The 20,048-nt window shown below is 71.7% G+C and carries 17 protein-coding genes; 9 read left to right on the top strand and 8 right to left on the bottom strand.

What is annotated here, in order from left to right; translation table 11 throughout:
- Positions 1–72 precede the first annotated feature (72 nt).
- Complete coding sequence (locus tag A3CQ_RS0117525; protein WP_020512246.1) at positions 73–342, top strand: YggT family protein; 270 nt, start codon at positions 73–75, stop codon at positions 340–342.
- 76 nt (positions 343–418) lie between these two features.
- The gene (locus tag A3CQ_RS0117520) at positions 419–1,534 is read left to right on the top strand and encodes an aminopeptidase P family protein (RefSeq protein WP_020512245.1); all 1,116 of its coding nucleotides are present in this window, start codon (positions 419–421) and stop codon (positions 1,532–1,534) included.
- A gap of 470 nt (positions 1,535–2,004) precedes the next feature.
- Here A3CQ_RS0117520 and A3CQ_RS0117515 read toward each other — a convergent pair whose 3' ends face one another.
- Entirely contained in the window at positions 2,005–2,838 is an 834-nt protein-coding gene (locus A3CQ_RS0117515; protein WP_026205807.1) for a hypothetical protein, read from the bottom strand.
- Positions 2,839–2,898: 60 nt separating this feature from the next.
- Between A3CQ_RS0117515 and A3CQ_RS63660 the strand changes: the two genes are divergently transcribed.
- Entirely contained in the window at positions 2,899–3,027 is a 129-nt protein-coding gene (locus A3CQ_RS63660; protein WP_281171494.1) for a hypothetical protein, read from the top strand.
- Positions 3,028–3,113: 86 nt separating this feature from the next.
- Here A3CQ_RS63660 and A3CQ_RS57500 read toward each other — a convergent pair whose 3' ends face one another.
- On the bottom strand, positions 3,114–6,257 hold the full coding sequence (locus A3CQ_RS57500; RefSeq protein ID WP_026205806.1) for a cyclic nucleotide-binding protein: 3,144 nt from the start codon (positions 6,255–6,257) through the stop codon (positions 3,114–3,116).
- A gap of 272 nt (positions 6,258–6,529) precedes the next feature.
- On the opposite strand from A3CQ_RS57500, the gene A3CQ_RS0117500 reads away from it, so the two are divergent.
- Positions 6,530–7,591, top strand: a complete 1,062-nt coding sequence (locus A3CQ_RS0117500; RefSeq protein WP_157296010.1) for a CinY protein — start codon at positions 6,530–6,532, stop codon at positions 7,589–7,591.
- Positions 7,592–7,615: 24 nt separating this feature from the next.
- Here the strand turns inward: A3CQ_RS0117500 and A3CQ_RS0117495 are convergent, their stop codons facing one another.
- Positions 7,616–8,314: a TetR/AcrR family transcriptional regulator C-terminal domain-containing protein gene (locus tag A3CQ_RS0117495; protein ID WP_020512242.1), complete on the bottom strand. Its 699-nt coding sequence runs from the start codon at positions 8,312–8,314 to the stop codon at positions 7,616–7,618.
- 75 nt (positions 8,315–8,389) lie between these two features.
- Between A3CQ_RS0117495 and A3CQ_RS0117490 the strand changes: the two genes are divergently transcribed.
- A complete protein-coding gene (locus tag A3CQ_RS0117490) occupies positions 8,390–9,823 on the top strand; it encodes a hypothetical protein (protein WP_157296008.1) in 1,434 nt (477 codons plus the stop codon).
- Here A3CQ_RS0117490 and A3CQ_RS0117485 read toward each other — a convergent pair.
- A complete protein-coding gene (locus tag A3CQ_RS0117485) occupies positions 9,804–10,838 on the bottom strand; it encodes a LacI family DNA-binding transcriptional regulator (protein ID WP_084699124.1) in 1,035 nt (344 codons plus the stop codon). The genes A3CQ_RS0117490 and A3CQ_RS0117485 overlap by 20 nt on opposite strands.
- Before the next feature lie 137 nt (positions 10,839–10,975).
- Between A3CQ_RS0117485 and A3CQ_RS0117475 the strand changes: the two genes are divergently transcribed.
- From A3CQ_RS0117475 to A3CQ_RS0117460, 4 genes are read left to right on the top strand one after another with little or no spacing between them, the layout of a single operon-like run.
- Complete coding sequence (locus tag A3CQ_RS0117475) at positions 10,976–12,046, top strand: Gfo/Idh/MocA family protein (protein WP_020512238.1); 1,071 nt, start codon at positions 10,976–10,978, stop codon at positions 12,044–12,046.
- On the top strand, positions 12,043–13,032 hold the full coding sequence (locus tag A3CQ_RS0117470; protein ID WP_020512237.1) for a Gfo/Idh/MocA family protein: 990 nt from the start codon (positions 12,043–12,045) through the stop codon (positions 13,030–13,032). Before A3CQ_RS0117475 ends, A3CQ_RS0117470 begins: the two co-directional genes overlap by 4 nt.
- Entirely contained in the window at positions 13,029–14,051 is a 1,023-nt protein-coding gene (locus A3CQ_RS0117465) for a Gfo/Idh/MocA family protein (RefSeq protein WP_020512236.1), read from the top strand. The genes A3CQ_RS0117470 and A3CQ_RS0117465 overlap by 4 nt, the downstream gene beginning before the upstream one ends.
- A complete protein-coding gene (locus tag A3CQ_RS0117460) occupies positions 14,048–15,133 on the top strand; it encodes a Gfo/Idh/MocA family protein (RefSeq protein ID WP_020512235.1) in 1,086 nt (361 codons plus the stop codon). The genes A3CQ_RS0117465 and A3CQ_RS0117460 overlap by 4 nt, the downstream gene beginning before the upstream one ends.
- A gap of 42 nt (positions 15,134–15,175) precedes the next feature.
- Here the strand turns inward: A3CQ_RS0117460 and A3CQ_RS0117455 are convergent, their stop codons facing one another.
- From A3CQ_RS0117455 to A3CQ_RS0117440, 4 genes are all read right to left on the bottom strand, one after another.
- The gene (locus A3CQ_RS0117455) at positions 15,176–17,122 is read right to left on the bottom strand and encodes a cellulase family glycosylhydrolase (protein WP_020512234.1); all 1,947 of its coding nucleotides are present in this window, start codon (positions 17,120–17,122) and stop codon (positions 15,176–15,178) included.
- Positions 17,123–17,204: 82 nt separating this feature from the next.
- Positions 17,205–18,218, bottom strand: a complete 1,014-nt coding sequence (locus A3CQ_RS0117450; RefSeq protein ID WP_020512233.1) for a LacI family DNA-binding transcriptional regulator — start codon at positions 18,216–18,218, stop codon at positions 17,205–17,207.
- Positions 18,219–18,288: 70 nt separating this feature from the next.
- A complete protein-coding gene (locus A3CQ_RS0117445; RefSeq protein WP_020512232.1) occupies positions 18,289–19,113 on the bottom strand; it encodes a carbohydrate ABC transporter permease in 825 nt (274 codons plus the stop codon).
- Positions 19,110–20,036 (bottom strand): carbohydrate ABC transporter permease, encoded by a 927-nt coding sequence (locus A3CQ_RS0117440; protein ID WP_020512231.1) that lies wholly within the window; start codon positions 20,034–20,036, stop codon positions 19,110–19,112. The genes A3CQ_RS0117445 and A3CQ_RS0117440 overlap by 4 nt, the downstream gene beginning before the upstream one ends.
- Positions 20,037–20,048: the final 12 nt, after the last annotated feature.

The raw sequence follows: 20,048 nt of genomic DNA, 5'->3' as shown, positions 1-20,048 counted from the left end.
GGGCGCTCAGCGGACTCACAGTAAACCGACGCACAGTAGTAGGAGCTACCCCGTTCGGTAACTGGAGGAAAGATGTTCGCCCTCGTCAGCCTGGTACTGCTGCTGGTGCAACTGCTGCTGGTTGCACGCGCCGTGCTCGACTGGTCCGTCGCGCTCGCCGGCCCGTCCGTGGCCGGATCGCTCCGGTACCGTCTGACTCGCGGGGTCACCGCGGTCACCGAGCCGATTCTCGCGCCCGTCCGGCGGGTCATCCCGCCGCTGCGGGTCGGCGGCCTCTCGATCGATCTGGCCTTCATCGTCGTGTTCTTCGCGATCGTCCTGGTCCGTTCCCTGCTTCCCTGACCCTTTCCCGTACGCCGCACCTCATCCCCCTGAGCGGATGAGGTGCGGCGTCTTTTCCGGCCGGAATACTGGCCTCATGTCCGTACAGTTCACCGCCGACGACTACGCGGCCCGGATGCGTCGCGCGGTCGAGGCGGCCACGGCCGCCGGGCTCTCCGGAATCCTCGTCGGGATAGGGCCCGATCTCACCTGGCTCTCCGCGTACAAGCCGACCGCGGTCACCGAGCGCCTCACGCTGCTGGTGCTCACGCCCGACCGGCCGCCGACCCTCGTCGTGCCCGCCCTCGAGCGCCCCGACGCCGCGGCCGCCGTGGGCGCGCCCGCGCTGACGCTGGTCGACTGGACCGACGGCAGCGACCCCTACCAGACGGTGGCGCCGCTGCTGCGCCCCGACGGCCGGTACGGCATCTCCGACGCCACCTGGGCTATGCACCTGCTCGGCCTGCAGAAGACGTTGCCCGGCACCTCGTACGAGTCGCTCTCGGTCTGCCAGCCGATGCTCCGGGCGATCAAGGACGAGCACGAGCTGGCCCGGCTGGCCGCCGCCGGTGCCGCCGCCGACGGCGCCTACGGCGAGATTCTGGGCGTACGCTTCGCCGGCCGCCGCGAGACCGAGGTGGCCGCCGACCTGGCCGCGCTGCTGCGCAAGTTCGGCCACGAGCAGGTCGACTTCACGGTGGTCGGCTCCGGCCCGAACGGCGCGAACCCGCACCACGAGGCCGGCTCCCGCGTCATCGAGCGCGGCGACGCCGTGGTCCTCGACTTCGGCGGCCTGCTCGACGGCTACGGCTCCGATACGACCCGCACGGTCACGGTCGGCGAGCCCTCCGACGAGGTCCGCGAGATCCACGAGATCGTCCGGCGCGCCCAGCAGGCCGCGTTCGAGGCGGTCCGCCCCGGCATACCCTGCGAGGAGGTCGACTGGGTGGCCCGCCAGGTGATCCGCGAGGCCGGTTACGGCGAGTACTTCATCCACCGCACCGGCCACGGCATCGGCGTGACCACCCACGAGCCGCCGTACATGGTCGCCGGCGAGAAGCAGCCGCTGGTCCCGGGCATGTGCTTCTCCATCGAGCCGGGCATCTACCTGCCCGGCAAGTTCGGCGTACGCATCGAGGACATCGTCACGGTCACCGCCGACGGCGGCCGCCGCTTCAACAACACCGACCACGGCCTGGGGGTCGTCGCGTGAGCCCATAGGGGCGCCGAACGAGGCGGCGGCCCCAACGGCTGACGAACGACCAATGGGTCGGGCCTGAGGCTGTACTGCCTGAGGTCCGGATGGCCCGCCCAAACACGGGATCGCCGGACGGTGATCAACGCGATCCGATGGCGGGTCCGGACCGCGTCACCAGGTTGCCGATGGCCGGCAGCGATCAGCCGCTCGACGACCTCGCGCAACTGGGCGGCGGTGACCATGGCAGCGTCGTCACCCGGAACCAGCCGGCGGATATCCAGCGGGGCAGTCCACGAGCTGCGGCCCGTCTCCAGCGCGGTCACCAGCGAATACGGCCATCCCGGGATCATCATGTGGGTGCCTTTGCCGCGGCCGTCCGCCGCCCGAGGCGGCACAGCCGTGGCTACTGCGGTCTTGAGCGCTTCGACCTCGATGCGGCCACGGTTCAACGCCGCATGGCGCGCGGCTGCGGGTTGAAAGCCAAGCTAGCCGTCTTTGCGCCACACCGTACGGTCGAGCCAGCCGTCGCCGTTGTCGTCGTACATCCGCTTCTCGAACACGCCGTTGTCGTCCTTGTCGTAGTCGGCGTAGTCGACGAGCCCGTCGCTGTTGGTGTCGTGCCCGACGAAGTCGGCGTGCCCGTCGTGGTTCACGTCGACGCGGATCTCGACACCGTGCCCGTCCGTACCGGTGAAGGTCGCCTTGTCCCAGTGGCCGTCGCCGTTGGCGTCGATGTGCGGGTGGTAGCCCTCGGGCGGCGCAAGGTGCGCGGCCTCGGCGATGAACCGGCCGGGCCCCGCGAACCCGCTCCTCGGTGGGTCGCCAAGGCCACTCCGGGGCGCCTCCCCCAGCCCGCTCCGGGGTGCGTCGCCGAGCCCGCTGGAGGCGGGCGGAAGGCCGGCCCCACCGGTGCCGCCGTCGCCGACGGGCGGCCAGCTGCCGCCACCGCCCCCGGGCGCGTCGCCGAATCCTTGCCCGGCGCCGTGCGTGCCGACCGCCTCCGCGACGTGTTGCGCGGCCACACCGGCCGCACCCTCGGACCCCGACCACGGCCCGGCCGCGTCCTGGGTCGATTCGGCCAGCGTGTGGCCGACGTCGACGAACGCCGAGAACAGGCCGAAGGTGCTCGACTTGTTCGTCCGCGTCTCCACCGCGGCCAGCCCGCCGCCGGAGTCGGGCGCGGCCTGGCTGCGCAGCAGCTCGACCTCCTCGGCGTCCAACCGGTAGCCGGACAGCGCCGCGTCGGGGTCGGCCGCCAGCGCGGCGGCGAACGACGGCTCGTTCAGCAGGCGTTCCAGCACCGCATCGAAGTCGCTCATAGCGGCCAGGCTAGAAGCTCGCGTCGAGTACGGGTATCAGACCGTCAGTCGAGTTCTGGCATGGCCACCGGTTGGGGGCGCGGCCGGCAGGTACCGCACTGCACGGCGTCCTCCACCACCAGCGCCTCCGCCCGGCCGCGCTCCTGCGACCGGGTGACCTGCAACAAGTACGGCCCGAAGCGCGCGTGATCCTCGCAGACCCCGCGTCCGCAAAAACGGCACAAACCCCGCGCCGCCTTGGCGCAGAACCAGCAGAGCACGTTTCTCCTTGAAAATCAGGTGATGATCGGCGGTGTCGAGGTCGACGTCGAGGGCGACGGGGACCGCGAGGGCGACGTCGACGGTGAGGACGACGGCGAGGTCGAGGGCGAGGTGGTCGGCTTCGTGGTCGGTCGGGTGGTCGGCGGCGTCGGCGTCGTGGTCGGTGCGCGGGTGGTGGTCGCCGGTGGCCTCGTGGTGGTGGTCACCGGGTTCGGCTGCGTGGTCCGGCGCGGCTGGGGAATCGTAGTCGGAACGTTCACCGTGGTGGACGGGACACTCGCGGACGGCGTGACCAGGGTCGGCTCCTCGGTCGGCGAATCGCTGGGCGACTCGCTCGGCCCGGCCGCCGGCGGCGTGACGACGACCCCGTCGCCGCAGGTCAGATCGCCCGAGGTGGCGGCGACGGGCACGCCGGCCACGACGGCCGATCCGGTCGAGACGGTGACGTCGCTCGGGTCGACGGCGTACCAGGCCCGGCCCGTGTTCTTGACGTCACCGCTCAGGCGCAGCACGACCAGCGACAGCGGCCGGAACGCGCCGCTGGTGCTGGCGGTGTCGACCAGCAACCGGCCGGTGTCGACGCCAAGGGTGCCGTGCGTCGCGTAATGCCGGCCCTTGTCGGTCCAGAGCGCACCCACGTTCGTCCGGGAACCGGGGCAGAGCACGGCCACCGATCCGCCCGAGAAGGTGAGCCGTCCCTCGGACCCGGCCGGCACCTCGATCCACGAGCCCTCGCCGACGTAGCGCCGGCCGCCCTGGGCGATCTTGACCGTCGTGGCGCCGTCGACCACCGAGAGCGGGCCCTGGTTGGCCGAGAGCAGCACCCGGTCGGTGGGCATCTCGGCCCAGGCCGGGCCCGGGGCGAAGTTGGCCACCGTGAGCAGCAGCGCGAGCAGGAGAAAGAGCAGAACGAGCCACCACATGCGGCGCTTGAACCGGCGGTCCACCTCGGGGTCCTCGGTGCCGTCGGGCGGGCCGGGCGGCACGGCGAGCGGCGGATAGACACCGGCGCCGTGCACGCCGGAAGCCGTGGTCGCCCGGCCGCCCGGCAGCGGCGGACCGGCGACGACCGGGACCGTGGCGCCGACCAGCGGCGGCAGGGCGGAGGCGTCGGGGATAACCCAGAGCCGGACCTGCGTACGGGTCTGGGCCACCATGCCGGGGTCGCCGTCGCCGACCGGGCCGATCAGGGTGCCCCGCCGCAACTCGACGCCGTCCTGCGTGGCGATGACACCCGACTCGACGACGACCGCGTGGGTCGGCCCGGGCAGGATGACCGGGTCGCCCGGCTGAAGGTCGACGGGGTGGGCGGCGACGATCAGCGCCAGCCGCGCGTCGTGGTTCAGCTCGGCCAGCGCCGGGGTGTCGGCGAACAGCGTCTCGGCCTCGGAGCGGTCCTTCGGTGGCGGACCGGCCAGCGGGCCGATCACCGTCGCGACGGTCGCGGTCGGCACGGTCAGCAGCGTGGTGCCGGCGGTATGCCAGTTCAGCTGGGTGGAGCGGCCGGTCAGCGCGTTGGCCAGGCCGACGACGCCGCCGGGGCCGACGTGGTGCCGGATCATGCCGCCGGGGTCCCCGGCCCGGCGGGCCTGCATGGCGCCGTCGACGACGACGTACACCTCCTGCTGGGCGCCGCCGGCGACGACCAGCTGCCGGCCACTCCGGGGGCGCAGCCAGTGCGCCCGGGCGGCGAGGCCGGCCAGCGCCGGTTCGGGCAGGCCACCCAGGTCGGAGGCGCGCAACGCGGCCAGGCGGCGCGGGGCGTCGGCCTCGCGGGCACGTTCGGCGGAGCGCTCCCGGTAGCGCCGCCACCACACCGCCAGCCGGCCCACCAGCAGATAGATGATCGGTGCGAACAGCCCGATCAGGATGAGCCCGAGCAGCGCCCGGCCGCCGGCGCCGTTGTGCCACAGGCCGGTGACCAGCCCGGAGACGCGGTCGGCCCAGACCCGGTACAGAAGGTTCGCGGCGATGACGAGCCAGAGCAGCGCGAGAACCCCGTACAGAGCAACGATTTTGCCCTCGATGTCGAGCCCGGCCCACGCCGGCGGCCGGCCGCGCAGCCGGCTGGTCACCCAGGCGATTCCGCGGGCCCGCAGGTTCGGGATCTCCAGCCAGTCCATCAGGAGGTAGTAGCCGTCCAGCGCGAGGAACGGGTTCAGGTTGAACAACCCGTTCAGGTACCAGGCGAAGGAGAGCTTGAACGCCAGCGCGCCGATCGCCGGGAACGCCAGGCCGGCCAGCTGCATCGAGCCGGCCAGCACCAGGCCGGTCAGCGGGCCGGCCGCGGTGACCAGGATCCGGGCCCGCCGGCCGGCCATCCAGGCGTCGGTCGTGTCCACGAAGACCGAGGGGATGCCGAAGTAGACGAGCAGACCGGCCGATGGCACCTCGCGGCCCGCATGTTTGGTGGCCAGCGCGTGCCCGAGCTCGTGGCAGGCCAGTGCCAGGACGTTGAGCAGCAGCAGAACGAGGGCGCCGAGCAGGTACGAGCCGTTGGTCAGAAAGACCGCCTGGCTCCCCCGCCACCAGGTGACCGCGAAGATGCCGAGCCCGAGCACGGCGACGATCGCCAGCAGGATCGCGACGACCTTGGTGAAGAAGAACCGGCCGACGGTCCGGTACAGGCCGGAGACGAAGCCGTCGATGTCGACGACCATCATCCGGCGCCCGCGGATGACCGCGAGCAAGCCGCTGCCGACCCGCTCGGGCAGCGCCTTGTGCTGAATCTGCTGCAACGGGCGGAACGCGTCGACCGGCAACTCGTCGAGCATCCGGTTGCCGGCCAGGTCGGCCACGACCCGGCGGACCTGGTCGGGGGCGAGCCGGCCGGCCAGGCGGGCGAACTCGGCGACCAGCCGCGCCACCGTGCGGGTGCCGTCCATCATCTGGGCGAGCTGCCACTCCTGCGGAGTGAGCCGCAGATAGCAGGCGCGGCCACCGTCGTCGGGCGAGCGGAGCATCACGTACGCCGAGCCGCGCACGCTGGTCAGCTCGACCGTCTCGATGCCCGCGCGCAACACCGGCCGCGCCCGGGCAGGGTTGAGCCGCTCGACAACCGCGCCCCACAGGCCGGGGTCCGCGGGTCCGAGGGGCTCACCGGGCGCACGCCCGGCCAGGGCCTCCCAGACACTGATCCGGGTCTCGACGTAGGTCACTCGGGTAGACCTTCCACTCACCGTTGGCGAATGGAGACTAGGCGTTCGGCCCGCGCAAGGCGAACCTCCGTCGATGGCTGAAAGAACCCAACCCCACAAAACCGGCGCAAAGGTACGGTGACCTGCGCCTCCAGCAATGGTTTCGTCATCCGTGGCGGGGGATCCCCGCCCACGGATGATGCGGCAACGTGAGGGGAGCCGGCGGCAGCCACGCGGCGCGCCGCCGTCCGAGGAGGCTGGGCGGTGTGTCCCGTAGGGCCGGTGCTGTGGCGATGGCGCTCCTCGCGAGCTGTGTCGTGTGGATGCCGAGCCCGGCCGTGGCGTTCGGCACGATCGACGGCGGGGGACAGAACCGGGAGCACGAGCGCATAACCCGTGCCGCGATGGCCTGCCCGGCCGGCGCCGAATCGGACGGCGACTGCTTCGAGCCGAAGTCGTTGGACCAGCTCGCGGGCCACGGGAAGTCGTTCGGCGCGGTCGGGGCGCCCGACCGCACCGAGGTTTCCGTACCGGCCGCGCACTGCGATGACGCGGACTATCTCGACGGCAGCTATCCGCGGACGCGTGCGCAGGCGTCCGGAAGTCTTCTGGATTGCGTCAACCATCTGCGCGGACGCTTCCGGGAGGCGGTCGACATCGCCGCCGATCTGCTCGACGACCAGGGTGAGCTTGTCGGCGCCGAGGTGGATCTCGGCACCGACTGCGTGCTGGACCCCGGCTCCGAGCAGCGGGCCAAGTGCAAGACCGTCGAGGCCTTCGGCCGGGCTCTGCACGGGACGCAGGACTTCTATTCGCACAGCAACTGGGCCGATGCCGCGGACCCGTCCCGGGCGATCGGCGCCGACAACCCGCCGGGCCTGAACCTGCCCGCGCCGAGCGCGGTCCTGGACCTGCGTGGCACCAGCGCGCCGGCCGTGCCCGCCGCCTTGTCGACCGGCTGCTTCGTCCTGCGAGACCGTGTTCCCGGCGTCGAGGCCTGCGAGGGGCGCATCACCCACGCCGGCCTCAACAAGGACAACGGGCTCATCGATCCGAGCACCGGCAGCACCACGGAGCCGACGACACCGCGCGGCAAGGTGGGTGACAACTTCGCCAAGGCCGTCGCGGGGGCGATCGTGGAGACGCGGCATCAATGGCAGGATCTCCGAGCGGCGCTGGAGGCCGGTTACGGCCGGCAGAAGGCGTCCCTGATGATCTGTGCGCTCACGCACGACGATCCGCTGAACGACTGCCGGCGACGCAGCCCGGCGACCGTCGTCGTAGTGATCTCCATCGGTCTGATCGGCCTGGTCGGCGCCGGTTTCCTGCTGTTCCGGATGCGGCGCCAAGCCTGATCGGGCGCCGTCGGCTGGGATCGCTCAGGGGCGCAGCTGCCTATCGATCCCGTCCAGGATGAAGTCCAGTGCCTGCGCCACCTGCTCGTCGCTCGTGGGGCCGGTCGGCGCCGCCATCCAGCCGGACAGCAGCGGGTAGGCCTGCGGATCGGCCACCGATCGGTAGGTCTCGCGGATCGCCGCCATCAGGTCGTCGGCGTTGTCGATGCCGTACGCCTGCGCCATCCCCCGCTCCTCGGCGTCGACGACCGCGGCGGAGAACACGTGCCGGTCGAGCAGTGCCAGGTAGGACAGCGCCTGTGGCACCGCCGCCCCGGCCTCCACCAGCAGCCGGAGCACCGCTTCCGTACGGCGCATGGTGTTCGGCCCGAGCGGCGGCCGGGTGTGCACGAGCTGGGCGTACCAGAGGTGCCGGTGGGCCATCTCCCAGCTGTCGAGACCGAGCTGCCGCAGCGCCGGGCGCCACCCGTGCGCGGGATCGGGCAGGGGCACCTCGGCGATCGCGGTGTCGAGCATGAGGTCGATCAGGCCCACCTTGCTCCGCACGTAGCGGTAGAGCGACATCGACGTGTAGTCGCCGAGTCGGTCGGCCACCGCGGCCATGGTCAGCGCGGCCGCGCCGTGGGCATCGGCGACCTCGATGGCCGCGGCGACGATCGACCGGCGGCTGAGCGACCGGCGGGCCGGCGGGGCCGGCGTCGACCAGATGAGGGGGGACGGCACGAAAACAGTTTCCCTGCGTACTCGATGTTTATATGGTAAGCATGAAGTTTACTACATAAACGTTGGAGGTCGACGGTGATGATTCGGCTGGGCATCGTGCGGGCCATCTCGTACGGGATGTTCGGGCCGCCCGAGGAGTTCATGCCTCAGCTGCGACGCCTCGGCGCGGGGCTGGTGCGCGTGTACGTCTACTGGGCGCAGGTGGAGCCGCGGCCGGGCGAGTACGACTGGCGGGTGGTGGACGCCCTGCTGGCTCAGCTTCAGCCGGCCGACGACGTGTGGGTGACCGTCTGTTCAAGCTCGCCGTGGGCGACCCAGGTGCCGACCGACTTCCAGCCGCCGTCACCGGCCACGGACGACGAGGCGTACCGCCGGTTCGTGCGGAAACTGGTCGAGCGGTTCGACGGCCGGGTCGGCTGGTGGCAGTGCAACAACGAACCCAGCAACGCCGGCCTGCTGTGGGCCGGCACCGCCGACGAATACGTCCACCAGCTGCGGATCTTCGCGCGGGAGGTGCGCGCGGCCGACGCCACGGCGAGGGTGGTGCTCGGCGGGTGCGGCTACGACATGCTGTCCAGCCCGGTCGGCAGCGAGCCCTGGCAGTTCTTCGACACCGTGGTGGGCGCGGCCGGCGACAGTTTCGACTGCTTCGACGTCCATCTGTACGACGACCCCCGCCACGTGCCGGGTCACGTGCGGCGGGCACGCGATCTCATGCGTTCCCACGGCTACGAGAAGGAGATCGTGGTCGGCGAGCACAACGGCCCGACACTGTTCGACTTCCCGGGCGCCCTGGCCGCGCTCGAGCAGGCGATGATGGCCGCCTTCGCCGAGTCGGCCCAGGTACCGGCGGCCGCGATGAGCACGGCCGACCTGGCCGGCCAGCTGGTCGCGGAGACGCCCGACCGCCGGGCGCTGCGCCGGCTGTACGACGACGTCGACCGGCAGCCGCGCGAGCTGCGGATGTTCATGGCCGACCCACCGGCCGAGCTGGCCGCCCTGCGTAACCGGGTCGCCTGCCGCCAGCTGGTTCAACGGGCACTTCTGGCGTTGGCCGAGGGAGTGCGGACGCTGGTGTGCTGGAACCTCGCTGCGGTGATCGGCGGCTACTCCGACCCGTACAACGTGATGGATTTGATGTTCGGCACTTTGGTCCTGGCGGACTGGCGCGACGGGCGCATCGCAGACATCCGGCCGACCGGCCACGCGCACCAGCTGCTCGCCCGGCACGTGGCCGGGGCACGCGGCGTCGAACCGCTGGACATCGGCGGCGCGCACGCCTTCCGGATTGCCACCGCCACCGGGCCCGACCGGCTGGTCGCCTGGGCCGACAACGACGACCCACTCGACGAAAGCCGTCCGCCGCGCCGGCTCCGGCTTCCCTGGCCGTCCGATGCCGCGAAGGCTACAGATGTGTTCGGCCACCATCCGTCGCTGCGGCTCGACGCGGGGTGGGTGGAGGTCGAGGTGGGCGCGACCCCGGTCTTCATCACGGCGCCGGAGGCATGAACGCCGGCGAGGTGGAGGCGCGCACGACGACCTCGGTGGGCAGGACCACGCGCCGGGAGGTCGGCCTCTGGTCGATCATCGCGAACAGCATCTCGGCGGCGGCGCGGCCGATGTCGTGCAGGGGCATGCGCACGGTGGTGAGCGTGGGCTGGGTCAGCGCGCCGAAGGGGCTGTCGTCGAAGCCGCTCACCGCCAGGTCGTCCGGCACGGAGAGGCCGAGCGACCGTGCCGCGTCGAGCACGCCGGCGGCGATCGTGTCGGACGCGCAGACGATCGCGTCGGGCGGGGAGTCGCCGGAGAGCAGCGTCAGCGCCTCGGCCGTGGCGGCGGCGGTGTCGAACGGCACGCTGACCTCGCGCGCCGACGCCACCGCCGGGCCGGCCTCTGTCACCTCGGCCCAGAAACCGGCCGAGCGCAGCTTGCACGCCGACACGTGGACCGGGCCGTTCATCAGCACGAGGTCGCGGCGGCCGGCGTCGAGCATCATCCGGGTCACCTCTCGCGCCGCCGTGTCGTGGGTGCAGTCGACCCAGCCGACGGAGGGCAGCCGGCTGCGGTGGCCGATCAGCACGACCGGCGCGCCCAGGTCGGTGAGCTGCCGCAGCAGCGGGTCGCGCGGGCCGGCGGCCGGCATCACCACGCCGTCGACCCGGCGGCGGACGACCGTGTCGCGCACGTGGGCCGGCTGGTCCCTCGACATCGTGAGCAGCAGGATGTCGTAGCCCGCCCGCTCGGCCGCGTCGCCCAGGGCGCCGAGCAGTTCCGGATAGATCGGGTGCATGACGACCTCGGACGCGTGCAGCGGGAACAGCACGCCGAGGGTGTTGCTGCGGCCGGTGGACAGCTGGCGCGCGGTCGCGTCGACCCGGAAGCCCTGCTCGGCGATGATCTCCGAGATACGGCGGCGGGTGTCGGCGCCGACGCCGGGCAGCCCGTTCATGGCGCGGGACACCGTGCCGGCCGAGACGCCGGCCATCGCCGCGATGTCCCGGATCGTGGGTCTGTCGCTCTTCACTGTCACGGCCTCCTACGCAACCGGTTGAGCCGAGGCGGGGCAACGGTATCAGGCCCCTCTTGCGTGCCGGCACCCCGTCGGGTCAGGATAACGCAACCGGTTGCGTAAACCGGTTGCGTCGAGCCGAGGAGCGACTCGTGTCAGACCTGAGAATCGGGATCGTCGGACTGCACAACCACTACCATGCGTATCCGTTCGCGGACTATCTGCGGCGCGGGCTGCCGGGCCTGCGCCTCGTCGGGGTCGCCGACGAGCGCGCCGAGCTGGCCAAGGAGTTCGCGGCGCGGTACTGCGACGGCGACTGGACGGACGACTACGCCGCGTTGATCCGGCGCGACGACGTCGACGCGGTCATCGTCACCTCGTACACGTCCGCGCACGCCGACCACGTCGAGCTGGCCGCCGAGGCCGGCAAGCCCGTCCTGCTGGACAAGCCGATCGCCACGACCATGGCCGACGCGCGCCGCATCGTGGCCGCGTCCGGGCGGGTCAAGGTGATGATGGCGTACCTGCTGCGCTACCTGCCCGCGTACCGGGAAATGCTCGATGCCGTCCGCCAGGGCGCGGTGGGCGACCTGGTCTCGGGTTTCTACTCGATCCGCTTCCCGGTGGGCGCGATCACCGGCTCGCCGAACGAGAAGACCCAGGGCTGGTACGCGGACCCGCTGCTGGGCGGCGGGGGTGGCTTCCTCGACCACGGCGTCCACTTCACCGACTTCTTCCGCTGGTTCTTCGGCGCCGACGCGGTCGACGTGACCGCGCGGACCGCGTCGCTGACCTACCGGGACCTCGGCGTGGAGGACTACGGCATCGCGACCTACACGCTGGACACCGGCGCCGTGGTGACGGTGGAGAGCACCTGGCACGCCGCCGACTACTTCGGCCCGCTCTCGTCGCCCGACCACGCGTCGCTCAGCGGCACCCGGGGCGAGATCGAGCTGCACTACCAGAAGAGCCCGCAGACCGAGATCCAGGGCGTCGACGGCCCGTGGCGGGGACGGCGCTACCTGGACCTGGTCGGCGAGGAGCGGTACGAGGCCTGCTACCGCGACCTGCTGCTGGCTTTCCGCGACCACGTCGGCGGCGCCGAGCAGGACGGGCTGCCCACCGCCGAGGACGGCCTCAAGGCACTGGAGATGATCCTCGCGGCGTATGAGGCCGACCGCACCGGCCGCCGCGTCTCGATCCCGCTGGCGGACCCGTCATGAGCGACATCAGGGTGGCGCTGGTCGGCGCCGGCCGGATCGCCCGGGTGCACGCCGAGGCGTACCGGCACGTTTCCCGCGGCCGCCTGGTCGCCTGCACGGACCCGGTCGACCAGGCGGCACGCGCCCTGGCCCACGACTACGACCTCGCGGTGGCGCCGGACCTGGACGCGCTGCTCAAGGACCCGGAGATCGACGGCGTCCTGATCGCCTCGCCGAACGCCCTGCACCCGGAGCAGGCGATCGCCGCGCTCGCGGCCGGCAAGCACGTCTTCTGCCAGAAGCCGATCGCGCTCACCCTGGCCGACGCCGACCGGGTGGTCGCCGCCGGCGAAGCGGCGCCCGGCCAGGTCCTGCAGCACGGCTTCATGCTGCGGTTCACGCCGCCGCTGCCGGGCCTGCGCGACCGGGTGGCCGGCGGCGAGCTCGGCACGCCGATCGCGGCCCGGGCGGCGGTGTTCGGGTGGGAGCCGACCAACGACTGGTTCTACGACCCCGCGCAGGGCGGCGGCGTCATCCTCGACACGCTCGTGCACTTCGCCGACCTCATCCTGTGGCTGTTCGGCCCGGCCGAGACGGTCTACACCGAGGGCGGCGCGTACGTGCTCGACGGCGCGAAACGGCACCACAGCCCGGACAACGCCACCGTGACCGTGCGGCACGCGTCCGGCGTGGTGACCAGCATGTACGTCACGTGGACCGCCGGGCACGGCAACTTCACCCTCGAGACGTACGGCAGCGGGGGCAGCGCCGAGGTCGACCTGGTGCGGGCGCAGGCGATGAGAACGTTCGCCAAGCCGTCCGGCTGGAGCTATCCGGACCTGGTCTGGGACTACGGCTACCAGGGCGAGCAGCAGTACTTCGTGGACCGGATCGCCGGCGTCGTCGACGGTTCGCAGGCGGCCACCGCGGCCGAGGCACGCGACGCCCTCGCGCTCGTCCTCGCCGCCCAGCAGTCCCTCGACGAGCGCCGGGTGGTGACCCCGTGACCGACGTGAGCGTCCTCGTCGTCGGGGCCGGCTTCTGGGCGCGGGAGATGCACCTGCCCGCCCTCGCCCAGCTCCCCGGCGTCCGGATCGCCGGCGTCGTCGCCACCTCCGAGGCGTCCGCTGCCGCCGCCGCCGGCCCGTACGGCGCGACCGCGTGGACCGACCTCGACCGGGCCCTGGAGGCGACCGGGGCCGACGTGGTCGACGTGGTCGCGCCGCCGGACGTGCACCGGCCGGCGGTCGAGGCCGCGGCCCGGCACGGCCGGCACGCCATCTGCATCAAGCCGCTGGCCCGGTCCCTCGACGAGGCCGACGCGATGCTGGCCGCGGTCCGGGCGGCGGGCACCCGGCTGTTCTACGCCGAGAACGTGCCGTTCATCCCGGCCCTGCACGAGGCCCGGCGGGTGGTCGACGCCGGGCAGATCGGCGACGTGTTCCGGGTGAAGGCCTGCGAGGGCATCGGCGAGCCGCACTCGAGCTGGTTCTTCGACCCCGGGCGCAGCGGCGGCGGGGCCATCATCGACATGGCCGTGCACAGCATCGCGTTCTGCGCGTACTTCGCCGGCGCACCGGTCACCAGCGTGTACGCCGACGCCGACACGTACGTGTGGCGCGGAAGGACCGACGCCGAGGACACCGCCGTGCTCACCCTGCGGTTCGCCAACGGGGTGCTCGGCCAGTGTGAGGACAGCTGGAGCCTGACCGGCGCCATGGACTCCCGGTTCGAGATCTTCGGCACCGGCGGCCGCGTCCTCATCGACAACCTGCACCGGCAGCCCCTCCAGGTGGCCGGCGCCGGCGGGTGGTCGTACCCGCTGCCCCTGCCCGGCCTGGTCGCCGACGGCCACCTGGCCATGCTCGGCCACTTCGTCGACTGCCTGCGCACCGGCGCGCCCTCGCGAAGTGAGGGCACGACCGGCCGCGACATGCTGGCCGTGGTCGACGCCGCCGTCCGCTCGGTCGCCTCCGGCCGGCGGGAGAACGTCCACTCCACCGTCCCACAAGGAGGGCGACCGTGACCGAGGTACGCGTCGGAATGATCAGCTGGGCCCACGTGCATGCCGAGTTCCGGGCCAAGGCGCTCGCCGAGATCCCGGGCGCCCGGGTCGTCGCGATCGCGGACGAGGACGCGGCCCGCGGCAAGGCGGCCGCGGACCGGTTCGGCGTCGAGTCCTACGTGGACGACTGGCGCGACCTGGTGACGCGGGACGACGTCGACGTGGTGATGGTGCACTCGGAGAACGCCCGGCACGCCGAGCACGTGATCGGCGCGGCCGAGGCGGGCAAGCACGTCTTTTGCGAGAAGCCGATCGCCACCACGGTCGCCGATGCCAGGGCCATGGCCGATGCGGTACGCGCCGCCGGGGTCGACGGCACGGCCGCGTTCGTCAGCCGGTTCAGCAAGGAGGCGGACCGGGTCAAGCGCATCGTCGACACCGGCGTGCTCGGCCGGATCCTCGTGACGCGGAGCTTCATCGGGCTCGCCGGCATCGCCGAGATCGGCTGCCCGCCCGACATGACGCGCTGGATGGAGGACCCGGCCCTGGGCGGCGGTGGCGCCTGGATCGACGAGGGCTCGCACGGCATCGACCTGCTGCGGTGGCTCGTCGGCGACATCACCGAGGTGTCGGCGTTCACCGCCAACCGCGCGAAGCCCGGCCTCGACGGCGAGGACATCGCCGTCGCGATCCTGCGCTACGCGGACGGCGGTCTCGGGGAGATCGGTACGGTGTGGAGCCTCGCGGCCGACATCGGCATGCGGAACGCCCTGGAGATCTACGGCACCGGCGGCTCGCTGGTGATGCGGGCGACCGACCCGTTCCCGCGGGTCGAGGTGTACCGGGCGGACGACGATCCGCTCTACCGCGGCTGGACCACGCCGCACATCGAGCCGGACGCCGCCGAGCCGCACGACTACGGGTCCTGGCCGCCGCACACGCACCACTACAAGCGCGAGGTCGCCGCGTACGTCGAGCGGGTGCGGGCCGGGACGCGGCCGTTCGGTCCGACGCTCGACGACGGGCTGGCGTGCCTGGAGGTCATCGCGGCCGGCTACGAGTCGGCCGCGTCCGGCGGAAAGGCCGTCACGCCGGCCGGCTGAGACAGCGGGGTACGGGGCCGGGCGGAGTGTCGCCCGGCCCTCTCAGGCTTCGGCTCGAACCAGCACCTCGACGCCGTACGGCGCGAGCTTGACGGAGTCGACCGCGCTCCCGTCGCGCCGGGTGAGCGACGATCCGGGCGCCTCCGGCATCACCTCGATCGGCTCCGGGGACTGGCTGACCAGCCAGACGAACCGGGTCCCGTCGTCGCGGACCAGCTCCGCGCACATCACCCGGGGATCCGCGACCCGCACCGGCCGCCGTACGCCCGCCTCGTCGGCGAGCGCGTCGTAGATCCGCCAGGTCGGCTCGGGGTTGGCCTCCGGCCGGACGGCCGCGAAGTACTCGAACGGGATCGTCGCCAGCACCATCGCGCCGGCGCCGGTCCGGCGGCGCAGAAGCACCGGCCGTCCGTGCTGGTCGGTGGCGAGCACCTCGGCCGTGTCCGGCTCGACCGGCAGGTAGGACCGGGCGGTCTCGGTGCCGCCGACCGGGAAGACGAGCGTCTCCCCGGCCGCGATCCGGCCGAACGGCACCCGGAAGGTGACCTCCACGACCGGGTCGGCGAGCAGGTCGACCAGGCCGTACCGGGTCTGCTTGACCACGCCGAACATCTCGTCGAGGCCGGGCCACCACAGGCCCCGCTGCGGGCCGTGGTCGCCGACAAAGTACGACGCGTACACGATCGCCCCGCGCTCGGCCGCGGTCACCAGCGCGCGCCACGTCGGCCCGGTGAGCGCCTTGGTCGACGGCACCAGGAACAGGCCGACATCGTCGGGCAGCCCGTCGGCCTCGCGGGCCACGCCGATCGGGATGTCCGCCTCCTTCGCCGCCACGTACGCCTGCCGGGTGGTGCTGAGCACGAGCCCGGCGTCGACGCTGTCGGTGAACGGGTACCGCGCCTCCAGGAACGACGAGACCACGATCGCGGCCGAGGCGTCCGGCCGGGCGAGACGCTCGACGCCGAGCTCCCCGGCCAGATCGGCGAACGCCCGCATCTCGTACGCCTGGGGCTTGGGCTCGCCGTGGCGATCGGTGACTCCGAAGTGCATCTCGAACGGGTGATGCGAGTACGGCGCCTGCTCGACCAGGTCGTCGTAGTCGGTGTTGTTCCAGCACAGCCAGCCGGTCGCGCCGGCCAGCAGCGAGTTGTGCAGGACCTGGCGGTAGTAGGCGGCCGCGTTGGCGCCGCTGACGTAGTCGCTGGTCACGCCGAACTCCTCCACCACCACCGGCTTGCCGCCGATGTCGAGCAGCTCGCAGAGGTACGCGGCGGCGAGGTTCTGCCGTACCGGATCGGTCTCCATCCGGTAGACGTGCGGGCCGTGGAAGTCCACGAGCGGAGCCAGGTCGCGGACCCGGAAGCCGTTGTCGCTGCCGCTGACCTCGAGGCCCCACACGCCGTCGCCGATCGACACCGGCTGGGTGCCGCCACCGGCGCGTACCGCGTCGATCAGGATCTGCGCCCAGCTTGCGATCACCGCCGGGTCGTTCTCGCCGTGTCCGCCGGTGCGCTCGTGCGCGTAGATCGGCACCTCGTTGCTCAGCAGCCAGGCCTCGACCGCGGGGTGGCCGGCGAACCGGGCGGTGAGCTCACGGACGTACCAGGCCTGCCGGGCCACCATCCACACGTCGCGGTAGAGGTCGCGGCCCTCGCGCCACGCCGGGTCCCAGTTCTCGCCGGACATGTGGCCGACCAGGAACGTCGGGATCGTCGTCATGCCCAGCTCGGTGTGCAGGTCGAGAAACCGCCGGTAGCGGCCGGCCATCTCCTCGTCGATCGTGGCCGGCGTCGGCATGAAGTCGGGCCAGTAGAAGAAGCTGCGGGTCAGCGGCATGCCCAGGTCGCGCATGGCGATCAGTTCGGCGCGGACGACCTCGGCGTCGAACCGCGCCCACATGCGTGGCCCGCCGGCGCGGGACCAGAAGTTGACGCCGATCCAGGTGGCCGGGCGGCCGTCGCGGGTGAGGTGGGCTGAGGGTCGCTTCATGCGGGAAGTCCTCTCATTGTCCGGGGGACTTAAGCGCTTCAGTTGCGTTCCCGGCAGTAGCCGGCGACGAAACCCGGAGGAGTCAGGAACGAGTGGGCCGGCCGGTGGTGCCGCGCGGTTGCAGCACCGCGCGCGGGCCCTCGACCCCCTCGACGCCGCCCTCCGAGTCGATCAGCTGCAGGAGCAGCGACGTCGAGACGGTGCCGAGGGCGAGAACGTCCCGATGCATGGCGGACAGCGGCGGGTGGGTGATCTCGCACAGCGGCGAGTCGTCCCAGGCCAGCAGCGACAGTTCGCCGGGCACCGAGAAGCCCAGCTCGGCCGCGACGCCGAGACCGGCGACCGCCATCACGTCGTTGTCGTAGATGATCGCGGTGGGCGGCTCCGGCCGGGAGAGCAGCGAGCGGGTGGCCCGGGCGCCCGCCTCGCCGGAGAAGTCGGTGTCGATGACCGTGGGACGGGGAAGGCCGGCCGCCGCGGCGACCTCCTCGAGCGTGCGGTGGCGTACGGCGATGTGCCGGTAGGACGGAACGCCGCCCACCCGCGCGATCCGGCGGTGGCCGAGGCGGATGAGGTACTGCGCCGCCTCGCGCATCGACTCGTCCTCGCACGTCCACACGTGCGGCTGGCCGGGGTCGTCGGGCGCGTTGCTGAGGTACACGGCCGGTATCTCCAGCCGCTCCACCACCGCGATGCGCGGGTCGTCGATCGCGAGGTCGAGCAGGATCAGGCCGTCGACCCGCCGCTGCGACGCCCAGCGTTCGTAGATCCGGATCTCCGCCTCGACGGAGTCGGCGAGCAGGAACGACAGGGCCATCTCGTTACGGGTGAGCACCGCCTGGATGCCGGCCACGAACTCCATGAAGAACGGCTCGACGCCGAGCATGCGCGGGGAGCGGACCGGCACCAGCCCGATCGAGTCGGCCCGGGACCGGGACAGGGAGCGGGCCGCCGGGCTGACCGACCAGCCCATCCGCTTGGCGATCGTGATGACGCGGGCGCGCGTGTCCTCGGAGACGCCGGGCTTGTTGTTCAGCGCGTACGAGACCGAGCCGATGGAAAGGCCCGCTTCCCGTGCGATATCGGCAATGGTCACGCGTGCGATGGTCGATCACCTCTGTCACAGTGCGCGCCGGTGCCCGACGCGGTCCATTCTGCCATCGGCCTCATCCCTTCACCGCGCCCGCCGTGGTGCCGGCGGCCAGATACTTCTGGATGAAGAAGCCGAGCACGATCATCGGCACCATGGTGGCAGTGGCGGCCGCGCTGGACTGGCCGGCGTTCACCGAGACCGCGCCGACGAAACCGGCGATCCCGACCGGCAGCGTGTACGTGTCGAACGAGGTGAGCTGCAGCGAGAACAGCAGCTCGTTCCACGAGTACTGCATCGACAGGATGAAGGCGGCCGCGACGCCGGGGACGATGACGGGCAGGACGATCCGCCAGAACGTCTGCATCTTCGTCGCGCCGTCGACGAGCGCGGCCTGCTGGAGTTCCTCGGGCACGTCCCGCATGAAGCCCATCAGCAGCCAGACCATGAACGGCAGTTGCAGGGCGGCGTGCGCGATGATCGGGGCGAGCAGCGTGCCCCGGATGCCGATCATGTTCATGATCACGAAGAGCGGGAGCACCATGGCGATCACCGGGACGAGCCGGCCGACCAGGAAGCCGTTCGCCACCCAGTTGGCCCAGCGGAAACCGAACGACGTCAGGGCGTACGCCGCGAAGGTGGCCAGGGTCAGCACGAGCACGGTGGAGACGAGCGCGACGACCGTCGAGTTCACGAAGTACTTGAGGAAGTCTCCCCGTACGAAGGCCTGCTCGAAGTTGTCGAGGGTGGGCTTGAAGATGAGCTTGGGCCGCTCGGTGAAGATGTCGAGCGGCGTCTTGAACGCGTTGGAGACGACGATCGCGATCGGTATGACGGTCCAGAGGGCGAACAGGATGACGGCCACCCATTTGGCCACGGTGACGAGCCTGCTCCGGGTCATCGCGGGTCCCTCTCCCTCGCCGAGTTGCGCATGAGCGGTCCGAACAGGACGACGAGCACGATGAGGGTCAGGATCGACGCGGCCATCCCGAAGCCGAGCTCACCGTTCTCGAAGGCCTGCTTGTACGAGTAGATGCTGAGCGACGAGGTCGAGTTGGCCGGCCCGCCGTTGGTCAGCGCGTAGATGATGTCGAAGGTGCGGAACGCGTCCGTGCCGCGGATCATCACGACCACCGCGAGCACTTTGGTGAGCAGCGGAAGCGTGATGCGGAACAGGATGCGCAACGGGCCGGCGCCGTCGATGCGGGCCGCCTCGTAGAGCTCGCCGGGCACGACGGTCAGGCCCGCCGAGACGACCAGCAGGACGAACGGCGTCACGTTCCACACATCGGCCAGCACGATGCTGACCAGCGCCGTCTTGGTCGAGGTCAGGCCGCCGAACGAGTCGTCCAGCCCGGCCAGGCCGAGCAGCCAGTAGACGAAGCCGTACTGCCGGTCGTACATGTACCGCCAGATCAGACCGACGATGATCGGTGAGATGAGCAGCGGCATCGAGAAGAACGCCCGGAAGAAGTTGCCGGTACGCCGGGGGAAGCTCTGCAGCAGCACCGCCATGCCGACCCCGAGCAGCAGACACAGGGCCAGGTTGAGCGCCGTGTAGAGGGCGGTGTTCCACAGCGACCGGAGCGCCACCGGGTCCCGGAAGAACCGTGCGTAGTTGTCGAAGAACACGAACGTCGAGCCACTGTTGCCGGGATGGTCGAAGAAGCTCGACGTCACCGCGTACCCCAGCGGGACGAACATCACCACGACGATCGTCAGGACCGCCGGGGCGACGAGCACGATCCCCAGCAGCGTGTGCCGGTTGATCAGCACCGGCTTGGGCGACGGCGCCCGCGGCGGGGCCGGTCGCGTGGTGGTCATGGTCACGCTGAT

It is taken from the genome of Paractinoplanes globisporus DSM 43857 (assembly GCF_000379645.1).
Classification (GTDB): domain Bacteria; phylum Actinomycetota; class Actinomycetes; order Mycobacteriales; family Micromonosporaceae; genus Actinoplanes; species Actinoplanes globisporus.
This window is presented reverse-complemented; position numbering and strand designations above follow the sequence as displayed.

Coding starts and splice junctions, on each gene's coding strand:
- A3CQ_RS0117525 (WP_020512246.1), top strand. CDS start 73: ATGTTCGCCCTCGTCAGCCTGGTACTGCTGCTGGTGCAACTGCTGCTG.
- A3CQ_RS0117520 (WP_020512245.1), top strand. CDS start 419: ATGTCCGTACAGTTCACCGCCGACGACTACGCGGCCCGGATGCGTCGC.
- A3CQ_RS0117515 (WP_026205807.1), bottom strand. CDS start 2,838: ATGAGCGACTTCGATGCGGTGCTGGAACGCCTGCTGAACGAGCCGTCG.
- A3CQ_RS63660 (WP_281171494.1), top strand. CDS start 2,899: ATGGCCACCGGTTGGGGGCGCGGCCGGCAGGTACCGCACTGCACGGCG.
- A3CQ_RS0117500 (WP_157296010.1), top strand. CDS start 6,530: ATGGCGCTCCTCGCGAGCTGTGTCGTGTGGATGCCGAGCCCGGCCGTG.
- A3CQ_RS0117470 (WP_020512237.1), top strand. CDS start 12,043: ATGAGCGACATCAGGGTGGCGCTGGTCGGCGCCGGCCGGATCGCCCGG.
- A3CQ_RS0117455 (WP_020512234.1), bottom strand. CDS start 17,122: ATGAAGCGACCCTCAGCCCACCTCACCCGCGACGGCCGCCCGGCCACC.
- A3CQ_RS0117445 (WP_020512232.1), bottom strand. CDS start 19,113: ATGACCCGGAGCAGGCTCGTCACCGTGGCCAAATGGGTGGCCGTCATC.
- A3CQ_RS0117440 (WP_020512231.1), bottom strand. CDS start 20,036: ATGACCACCACGCGACCGGCCCCGCCGCGGGCGCCGTCGCCCAAGCCG.